We start from the raw sequence: 9,503 nt of genomic DNA on the forward strand, positions 1-9,503 counted from the left end.
CTCTACTCCATCAACCACCATCATTTTACAGTGGTTGCCCCACTGCACGTGGTCTGGATCTTCCCAGCGAATCAACTTCACGCCGTTGTCTTCCATAAACTTAAAAGTCTCGATGTGTTCTCCACGGGCCGCAATGTTGCGGTCCACAATGACTCGAACATCCAGTCCCTCGCGGGCTCTCTTGGCCAATCGGTTTGCTAAGTCTCGCCCCGTACCATCGTCATAGATCGTCCATGTTAAAAGGTGGATGCTTTCTTTTGCGTTATCGATAAGCTCCGCTCGCTTTTCAAAAGACTGCGGGCCGTCGATTAAAAATTCTACCTGATTACCGCCAACGAATTTCGCGTCACCAACTTCTTCGAGCTCTTTAACAAAATTCGCATTATGAAAAGCTGTTTTCTCGTTCAGCCCAGCTGTGAATCTTCCACCCGCTTTGGCTTCACTTAGATATTCAGTCACTCGCTCTTCATAAGTTTTTCGAGTGCCGCGTTCAGCATATTCTGCTTCGAGCATCGTTCCCGCATGGTCCGCCATAGCGTGGTACCAAGCGTTATCATTGCCACTGGCAACCAACTTAAGCCCGGCCTCAACCGTTGGCCTTACCAAACCCAGACTGCTCAAGCCGGAGAACACTGAGTCCAAACCATCGAACACGGCGTTTTCAACATGGTCTCCAAAGCTGGCTTCAGCCTCTACCCGTGGGGGTACGTCGATTCGAGCTGGCTGCACTGGCAAACGGGGTAAGTGATGGGTCATGGTCGGCATCTTCATCTCCGATGGTGGTTCTCTGGGTACACATCGTTATCGGCGCCAAAATTTCGGTGTTGCGTATTTCCTTTAAATAAGTGCTAAATGGAGCTCACATGGAACTCGATTTTACCCAATTGGTCATACCATTCTTAATCGTGAGCTTCGCGGCGGCAGTTCAGGGTGTTACGGGGTTTGGCTCGGGTTTGGTCTCGATGGCTTTATTGCCACTGCTCTGGAACATCAGCCACGCCGTTGGGGTGCTCAGCCCTATGGGCGTTATCCTAACGATTATGCTCACTTATAAGTTAAGAGCCCATATCCAGTTCAACGAAATCAAATATCTGCTGCTGCCGATGCCCGTTGGGATATTGGGCGGGATATGGGTCTTGGAGCATTGGCCCAACACTTGGATGAAGGCTTTTCTGGGGATCATACTCATTGTTTATGTTTCCTCTGCAACCAAGTTCGGACAGATGCAGTGGGCAAAACATCCAGTGCCTGCGGCCTTCGCCGGACTGCTCGGAGGCATCTTCGGGGCGGCCTTCAGTGCAGCTGGGCCCCCCATCCTCATTTATGCGAGCCTGGTAGGCTGGGAACGCGACCAATTCCGGGCAAACATTCAAGTTTTCTTCATGTCGACCGCGATACTGGGGTGCTTGGGGCTTATTAAAATCGGCCTCATCAACGAGCAAACACTGCCCATTACAGCCATCTGTTTACCCGGAATTTTAGCCGGTGGACTCTTGGGAAATCACCTCGCCACAAAACTGCCTCAGGAAAAATTCAGAAGCCTCGTGATGGCTGGACTCTTCGCGATGGGCATCCTCTACTTGGCTCAATGGCTGCTCAGCTAAGCTCAGAAATGCGACGAACTGGCATCTAGCGTTAACAACGGTAAAATACTGCTAACGGCTCTGGCACCAGCTCTGGCAGGAAGTATGAACTCAATCGAACGCGCATATCTCTCACTCAATGGGCTCTCCGTCGGAGATGCTCTAGGAGAGACATTTTTTGGCCCGAATGCAGAAGCCATGAGTGCTATTGCACGTCGTGAAGTCCCCGCCGGACCTTGGCGTTATACCGACGATACACAAATGGCCATCTCGGTCGTTGCAGCTCTCCAATCGGCCGGACAAATCGACCCACAAATCCTGGGGCAATCATTCGCAAAACACTACGATACTTCTCGGGGCTATGGACCATCAACCGCAGAGCTTCTTGAAGCGGTAGCAACCGGAGAAGATGCTCAGAAGAAAGCGTTGGCCAGCCATGGTGGTCAGGGCTCTTATGGCAGTGGCGCAGCAATGCGCGTGGCACCTCTGGGTGCATTCTTCGCCGATGATCTCAGCCGAGTCGTTCACGAAGCACAGGCGTCCGCCATGCCAACCCATACCCACTGCGAGGCCATTGCAGGGACAATCGCGATTGCTGTCGCCAGCGCTCTTGCTACAAAAGTTGGGGATGGACGAGACATGAGTTCCACAGATTTTCTCAAGCACGTTTTACTGCGTACTCCAGAAAGTGTAACGCGCAATGGCATCAACACAGTGTACCATATTGATGGTCAGACAGATCCTCACAGCGTCGCGGAGCAGGTCGGCTCGGGGCAAAGTCTATCAGCACAAGATACTGTACCCTTCGCACTTTGGTGTGCCGCCAACAATCTACACAGTTACGAAGACGCATTTTGGAAGACCGTAAGCGGCCTGGGAGATCGAGATACAACCTGCGCCATGGTTGGAGGCATCGTCGCGATGTCTGCCCGCTCAACCGGGATCCCCGAAGCTTGGCTACGGGCCAGAGAGCCCATTGGGGACCTCATCCAGTAAGTTCGAAACACGCACCCGCAGTCCTTTACCTACAAGTTCTCACATCTATTCAAGATCCCGGGCCCTGCTAAGCGGGGCAAGGACACCATTGATGATTTGAGCCGCCCTTACAAACCCTGATAGTTTTTAAGAGTACCTTAAATACCATGGAGCCGTTGCATCTAGGATACCGCTGCGCACTTTCGAAAGACTGTGGCAGCTAACGAGAAGGACAAAAGCGTGTCTACCGAAACCGCCGGTTCGAAGCCAAAAGTAGCTATGCACCTTCAAATTCTCATCGCACTGATCTTAGGTGTTGTCATGGGTGCGGTACTAGGTGAACACATTCTCTGGATCGGTATCATCGGTGAGATATTCGTCTCATTTTTAAAGATGGTCGTGGTGCCGCTTATCTTCTGCTCAATCGTTGTAGCCATCGCCGGGATGGGGAACACCAAACTTGGTCAGCTAGGTAGTCGCACGATTGTATTCTACCTAACCACCACAGGTCTCGCTGTCTTTATCGGTCTTGTCGTCGCCAACACGATCCGGCCCGGCGACGGTGCAGATATCAACAAAGACAAAACAATTATTGGCTACGAAATTGACTGGAACGAAGATGGAAGTGTCGACGCTCGCCAAGACGTTTCAGCCGACAGCGATAGAAGACTTCAAATACCTGCGGACTTGTCGCGCAAAGAAGGCTCGACCATCACTTACTGGATTCTGTATGGTAACGGCGAGCGAGCCAAAAATACCGTCAATATTCAGAGCGATGATAAAAATCCTGCAGGTGGCCTGGATGTAAGTTACGACTCGGGTCGCAACATCGCTTACCTTGAACCCAAACTACCCAAAGCCGACGTCAATGTGGATATGGATGGTCCTGTCGAAACTTTGATGAAGGCCATTCCGTCCAACCCTCTCGGATCTATGGCCAAGGGAGAAATACTTCCCACTGTGGTTTTCGCAGTGCTCTTTGCCCTCGCCCTCGTCCAATTGAAGCCTCGGTCTAAATCTGTTGTAGATGTCTTAAGTGTCACCTGCGATGCCATGATGGTCATTGTTAACGTCCTCCTTAAGTTTGCGCCTCTGGGCGTCTTTGCACTCATCACATCCACGGTGGCTCAATCCGGGATTGGAGTCCTAACGAATCTAGCGTGGTATTGTTTGGCCGTCGTCTTGGGGTTAACGCTTCAAATTGTCGTGGTCTATCCCATTATGCTCATCACCTTCTCTACTGTCTCTCCCTTAGCTTTTTTCAGCGGCATGAAAAACGCCATTCTTTTTGCCTTTTCCACATCTTCCTCAAGCGCAACTTTACCCGTCACCATGAAATGCCTTGAAGAAAACCTGCACGTGGATAAAAAGGTCACCAACTTTGTACTTCCTCTGGGCGCCACTGTGAACATGGACGGCACTGCACTCTACGAAGCCATGGCCGCCATATTCATCGCTCAAGCCTACGGAATAGATCTCAGCATAGGTCAGCAAATCATTATCTTTCTCACTGCCAACATAGCTGCCATTGGGGCCGCTGGTATTCCCGGAGCCGGTCTTGTAACGATGGCCATGGTGCTCAATGCCGTAGGCCTCCCTCTCGAAGGCTTAGGCATCATCCTAGCTGTAGATAGAATTTTGGATATGTTTCGAACGGCAACAAATGTCGCAGGTGACGGAGCCGTCACAATTATTGTTGCGGAGACTTTTCAAGGTGACGAAGAGCTAGCGGAAACCTAACGTTTAAGCCGCGGCGAGCCATCTCGCCACAGCTTCACGTCATTGGTCTTAGAGGCAGTCCTCACAGATAATATCTTCCGGAGCTGCATCGTCTTCCATGTAATCACTCAACCAGTCGACCAAGCGAACACCGTTGACTTCGCGGGTGTAGAAATCACCGATTGGAATCGTACAGTGTACGTCGCCGCCAGCCATATACATGTTGAAGTTTGGAGTCGCTTCTTTGATTTTGAAAACCGAATCCGCCATTCGTTCAGTCCAGCCGCTGCCACCGCCGTCACCGTTCATCGCTTCATAATAAAAGACCTGAGTCTTATCTTGTACGGTGTTGTACTGAGCAATGCGGTTCTGCGGGTAGTGGTTGCCGATGATTTCGTAAACATCACCAAGCTCAAGGTCCATGTAGTCAATGATACTTAAATCCAGTTCAGGAATCCAAGCCGGGAATGCCTTGTCTACGCCCCACTGCGGAAAGCTGTCCGCAAAGAATTGGTCGGTGATAATACCTGCTGCGGAATCGCTGAACTGCAGTACTTTTGCTTCTGGGTAATTCTCCATCATCCACGCAGACCACACAATCGAGCCATAGCCGCCTGCACTGCAGCCAGTTACTGCAATCTTAGCGGGTTCAGCCAGCTCATTTTGCACCCAGCCAATGGCCGAAAGGGCATTCACATAGCCTCGGTGATGAATGGTAAACTTATCTTCACCCGTTCCGTAATCAGTATCGGCATTGCCCCAGTGAACGTCACCCGTACAGTACGGTACCATCACGTGTGTCCAACCCTTGAACGGGTTATCAGGATTGTCGTGGTCATAAATACCTTGGCGGTAAAGACCAACAGCACTTCGAGTATCTTCGATGTCTTCGCTGAAAATCGCACCAGCAACTGAACAGGTGACATCGTCCCAGCAAGCACCGCCACCTTGAAACTCGACCACGACTTTCTCAGGATCGCCGGGGCGAACAAAGTAAGCGTAATCCGTTCCGCGCGAGCACAGAGTGTCTCCGCCTGGTCGAACTTCTAACCAACCATCGGCACGTGTAATCACCTCTGGATTCCAGTTTTCGTTCACACCCGTGTTGTCTGTATTGGATGCTTCGTCAGCAGCTGCTTGCTCGGTGTTATCTCCTACAAGCCCAGAATCGTCTTCGAGCCCGTCAGCGCTACAGCCAATCGTCAGGCTGAAGACACAAGTTAACATTGATAATTTAAGGATAGAATTTTTCACGGTAACCCCCATGTTTGTTGGTCGTGGTTCCCACAGCACGTCCTGAATCAAACATGCCAAGCTCAATGTAGGCATGCAAGCGAGACACACTTACCTGCGCCGATATGCCCATACACTGAAAAAACCGAATATTATCGGCCACTTAATGAAAAAAAGTTGTTTCATAAGTATTGAGCAATTGTGGAGGCCTTGCGGTCAATGGATTTGATGCACTTCTGAGATGCAGAAAATGGATCGCTTCACGCGCAGGCTCCCGACTATCAAAGCTTTGCCTGTCACGCTCTGAGTTCGAAAGCTACCAAGGGCCCATAAGCAACGACGGTACATGACCCAATTTATCAATTGATTAAAGAAGACATATTCAATCAATACCGTGTCCCATTTTTGGAATTTTTTTTGACAGCTTGCGCAACACGTGGACTAATCCCCAATCAATCCCTGGGGAGGGATGTGAAATTGGGCGGCAAAAGTAGATTAAATTGCTGCCCGATGCTCGGGAACTCGGTTCAAGAATCGAGGCACATGGGGAAAATATGTCTATTACTACTTTGATTCTTGCCTCAGGTAGATCACCTGCATTGGGCTACGCAAAAGCAAATCTGCGAATCGGCAGTCAGACGTTCATAGAGAAAGTCGCGCTCACAGCTCGCAGCTGCGGAAGTGAAGCTCTGATTATAGCAGTAGGCGAAGATAACGACCCGTTTCAATGCTCGCGAAAAGACGTTCAGCCCATTGTACAGCGATACCGTGCAGCGCCGATTTCGGTAACGGTGGCTAAGCCTGAACAATCCAAGCTTCAAACGATTGTTGATTCTCTCAAAATGGTACAGCCGTCGGGAAGAGTTTTACTTTGGCCTATCGACTATCCGTTTGCAGACAGCAAAACCGTCAAGAGCCTTCTCGAGTCTTTTAGTAAATCAGAGGATAAACTTGCTTACCCCAAACTTGGCGCCCACATGGGTTACCCCATTTTATTAGGCGTTGCTGCTCTTAAGCGTCTTCTTGAAACACCCACCCGCATGAGCCTTGGTACGTTTATTCAAAGCCAAGGTTCTAAAAACTGCGAAGTGCCAACCACAGATCCCCGGGTCGTCATCTCAGTCAACCTTCCAGAACAGGCTGCTGCCTTAGGTGTTAAGTCACCCGAGCAATTTCGTCGATACTCGTAACCCCCTGGAGTACCAGCTCCATACCCACCTGTCGTAAAGACTTCATCCCACGCTGCTGGATCAATGCTTTAAGCTCACGGCGGTTTAGTTCTGAAGACTTCATCACATCTGAAAGCTCGTCATCAATTTCCAAAACTTCCATAATGGCAGTTCGCCCAGAGAACCCCGTCTTGTTACACTTCTCACAGCCAACAGCTCGGTACAAAAAGCGCTCTTCGTCCTCAGCAATGCCAAAGAATTGTCGTGCTGCATGATTCATCGGAACCTTCTGTGCACATCCGGGGCACAGTTTACGCACCAAACGCTGACTCACAATAGCGCGTAAGGCCGATGCCACCACAAAGCGCTCTAGACCCATATCGAGTAATCGAACGAAGGTATCCACTGCACCGTTGGTGTGAAGCGTCGAAAAGACGAGGTGTCCTGTAAGCGATGCTTTTAAAGCTATCTCTGCGGTTTCTCGGTCCCGCATCTCACCCACTAAGATCACATCAGGGTCTTGTCTCAAAATAGAACGAAGTCCTGATGCAAAGTCGAATCCAATTTTTGAGTAAACTTGCCCCTGTATAATCGAGTCAAACCGGTACTCGATAGGATCCTCTAGAGTCATAATATTGCGCTGAGTCGACTCGAGTTCTTTAAGCAATGCATAGATTGTCGTTGTCTTGCCTGCACCCGTAGGTCCACAAACAAGAATCATACCCTCGGAATGCGCCACCATACGGCGAAAAGATTTTTCATGATGAGAGTTCAAACCCAAGCTTGCAATATCAGGCACATCTCGACTCGTAGACAGGAGTCGCAAAACGACCTTCTCTCCATATTCGGTGGGAAAGCTCGACAACCGGATTGGAACAATCAACTTTCCAATACGAACTTCAAAGGCGCCATCTTGTGGCAAACGCTTCTGAGCAATGTCCAACTGCGACATAACCTTAAGTCGGCTGACAACAGAGCCTGCAAGCCCAACTGCGATCGGCGGTCGCTCTACCAACACACCGTCAACGCGGTACCGTACGCGAATACGATTGGTACGCGGCTCGATATGAATATCACTGCTTCCTTCATGATGAGCCCGCAAAATCATGCGATTCACCAATTGGACGACATCAACATCATTTTGTTCAGGTGCTCCGGCGCTCATGGGGCCGTTCCTTTCGTATTAGGGTCCACTTCTACACTGCGTCTCACGGTTCTCTCACAGAAATTCCACATCTCAAAGTGAAAGCAACTTGAAGCGCGGCTCAATTCGCTCTAAGTGCTATCCTATTGAGATCCTTTCTAACGGGGACATGCTATGCAACCAAATCGCTTCGTATACAGCGCTCTCATCGCCACCTTCCTCGGCTCCCTTCTCGTCCAAGGGGCCTGTACAAGTGATAGCTCCGTCAAAGAGCTTAAATGTCCCAAAGGGGCACAAGCCTATGGTGGCCGCCCCCCGTTTGGTAACCGAGAGTATTGTGGACGCCCCGGCCCAAGTGACCAACCAGAGGCCATCACCAACCACGGGCCCTGGAGATACTGGTGGCCCAATGGCAAACGTCAACATCAAGGTTATTACAAGGACGGGCAAAAAGAAGGCAAATTCACCCAATGGGCTGACTCGGGTCAAAAAATTACCGAGGGTAAATATGAACGAAATCGCAAACAGGGCACTTGGAAACGCTGGAACCGTCAGGGCAAGATTCAAGAAAAGATTCAATATGTTGATGGGAAGATTCATGGCTTTCGCTCTCTTTACGACCGAGACGGTATCCTTGAAACAGAGCTCGTTTATGAAGCTGGTGAATTAATAGGAAGAAAAGATGAGCTCGACTAAACCCTCAAATCCGGTTCATTGTCTCGTACGAGCCGTGCCTGAGAACTTTGCATCCTGCCTTCGAGAAGATCCGGTATCCATCGACCGAGAAAAAGCGGTCGCCCAACATGAAGGTTATGTTTCTCTTCTCAGGCAACATTCCAAATCTTTGAGCTTCGTCCCGGTGCCCGTAGGACACGCAGACAGCGTTTATATTGAAGATGTAGCGGTTGTTCTTGATTCGCATGCACTCGTGACCCGGCCTGGTGCCCCTTCTCGGCGAGCGGAAACGGGCGGCATTGCAGATGCTTTGCGTCCATTTTGCACTCTTCATATCACCGAAGCGCCTGCCCTTTTAGATGGTGGAGACGTTATGAGACTGGGCAACGAGCTTCTGGTTGGACTGTCTCAACGCACCAACATTCAAGGGTTTGAAAAACTTCAGGAAGTCGCGCATCTCGACGGTATTCGAGCACACGCACTTCAGGTAAAAGAGGGCCTTCATTTAAAATCAGCGATGACCGCTCTCGATAACCGCACCATCATTTACGACCCAGCCGTGATGAACCCGCTTGAGATTGCAGACCTAAGCCTTACTTGGTTAGCTGCCCCGGAACCTCTCGGCGCCAACGTTCTAGTATTTGGCGACGTTACCATCGTTTCCGAAGATGCTCCGCAAACAGCTAAGCTTCTTCGCCAGCGAGGCCACCCCGTTGAAACCGTTCAAGTCACTGAACTTCATAAAGGTGACGGCGCACTGACCTGCCTTTCTCTTCGCATCGCGGCCCCTGACTCCTGGACTGTTTGAGGCTCTCTAGGCTCGTTCTTCAAAAGCCTCAGCACCCGAAAAGCCAGACTTCCGGCCGAGGACCGTGTCAGCCGGCCCCCAATTTGGCCTGAAATCTCTTGGATCAGGACCGCAAAGCCCAACCCATCGCTGCTCAATCCAGGCTTATCGATGCTAATAAAAGGATAAAACCTCTAAAATTGGGCATTACGACGGGA

9 protein-coding genes are annotated in these 9,503 nt (G+C 50.4%); 6 read left to right on the forward strand and 3 right to left on the reverse strand.

The features are described from left to right. On the reverse strand, positions 1 to 765 hold a 765-nt coding region (locus HOK28_24790), incomplete at its 3' end, for a hypothetical protein (GenBank protein ID MBT6436330.1). Positions 766 to 863: 98 nt separating this feature from the next. Between HOK28_24790 and HOK28_24795 the strand changes: the two genes are divergently transcribed. From HOK28_24795 to HOK28_24805, 3 genes are all read left to right on the forward strand, one after another. Then, entirely contained in the window at positions 864 to 1,604 is a 741-nt protein-coding gene (locus HOK28_24795; protein MBT6436331.1) for a sulfite exporter TauE/SafE family protein, read from the forward strand. A gap of 84 nt (positions 1,605 to 1,688) precedes the next feature. After that, a complete protein-coding gene (locus HOK28_24800; GenBank protein ID MBT6436332.1) occupies positions 1,689 to 2,579 on the forward strand; it encodes an ADP-ribosylglycohydrolase family protein in 891 nt (296 codons plus the stop codon). 219 nt (positions 2,580 to 2,798) lie between these two features. After that, positions 2,799 to 4,298 carry a dicarboxylate/amino acid:cation symporter gene (locus tag HOK28_24805; GenBank protein ID MBT6436333.1) on the forward strand — a complete coding sequence of 500 codons (1,500 nt, stop codon included), beginning with the start codon at positions 2,799 to 2,801 and terminating at the stop codon, positions 4,296 to 4,298. Positions 4,299 to 4,346: 48 nt separating this feature from the next. Here HOK28_24805 and HOK28_24810 read toward each other — a convergent pair whose 3' ends face one another. Beyond that, positions 4,347 to 5,531, reverse strand: coding sequence for a pectinesterase (locus HOK28_24810; protein MBT6436334.1), 1,185 nt, complete (start codon positions 5,529 to 5,531; stop codon positions 4,347 to 4,349). A 533-nt stretch (positions 5,532 to 6,064) separates the two neighbouring features. Between HOK28_24810 and HOK28_24815 the strand changes: the two genes are divergently transcribed. Continuing rightward, positions 6,065 to 6,700: an NTP transferase domain-containing protein gene (locus HOK28_24815; protein MBT6436335.1), complete on the forward strand. Its 636-nt coding sequence runs from the start codon at positions 6,065 to 6,067 to the stop codon at positions 6,698 to 6,700. Here the strand turns inward: HOK28_24815 and HOK28_24820 are convergent. After that, positions 6,666 to 7,844, reverse strand: a complete 1,179-nt coding sequence (locus HOK28_24820; protein ID MBT6436336.1) for a type II/IV secretion system protein — start codon at positions 7,842 to 7,844, stop codon at positions 6,666 to 6,668. The two genes, HOK28_24815 and HOK28_24820, sit on opposite strands and share 35 nt — an antisense overlap. Before the next feature lie 153 nt (positions 7,845 to 7,997). Here HOK28_24820 and HOK28_24825 point away from each other — a divergent pair, with 153 nt between their 5' ends. Continuing rightward, complete coding sequence (locus HOK28_24825) at positions 7,998 to 8,519, forward strand: hypothetical protein (protein ID MBT6436337.1); 522 nt, start codon at positions 7,998 to 8,000, stop codon at positions 8,517 to 8,519. Then, entirely contained in the window at positions 8,506 to 9,306 is an 801-nt protein-coding gene (locus HOK28_24830; protein MBT6436338.1) for a N(G),N(G)-dimethylarginine dimethylaminohydrolase, read from the forward strand. Before HOK28_24825 ends, HOK28_24830 begins: the two co-directional genes overlap by 14 nt. Positions 9,307 to 9,503 lie beyond the last annotated feature (197 nt).

The organism is Deltaproteobacteria bacterium, assembly GCA_018668695.1.
Taxonomy (GTDB): Bacteria; Myxococcota; XYA12-FULL-58-9; order XYA12-FULL-58-9; family JABJBS01; genus JABJBS01.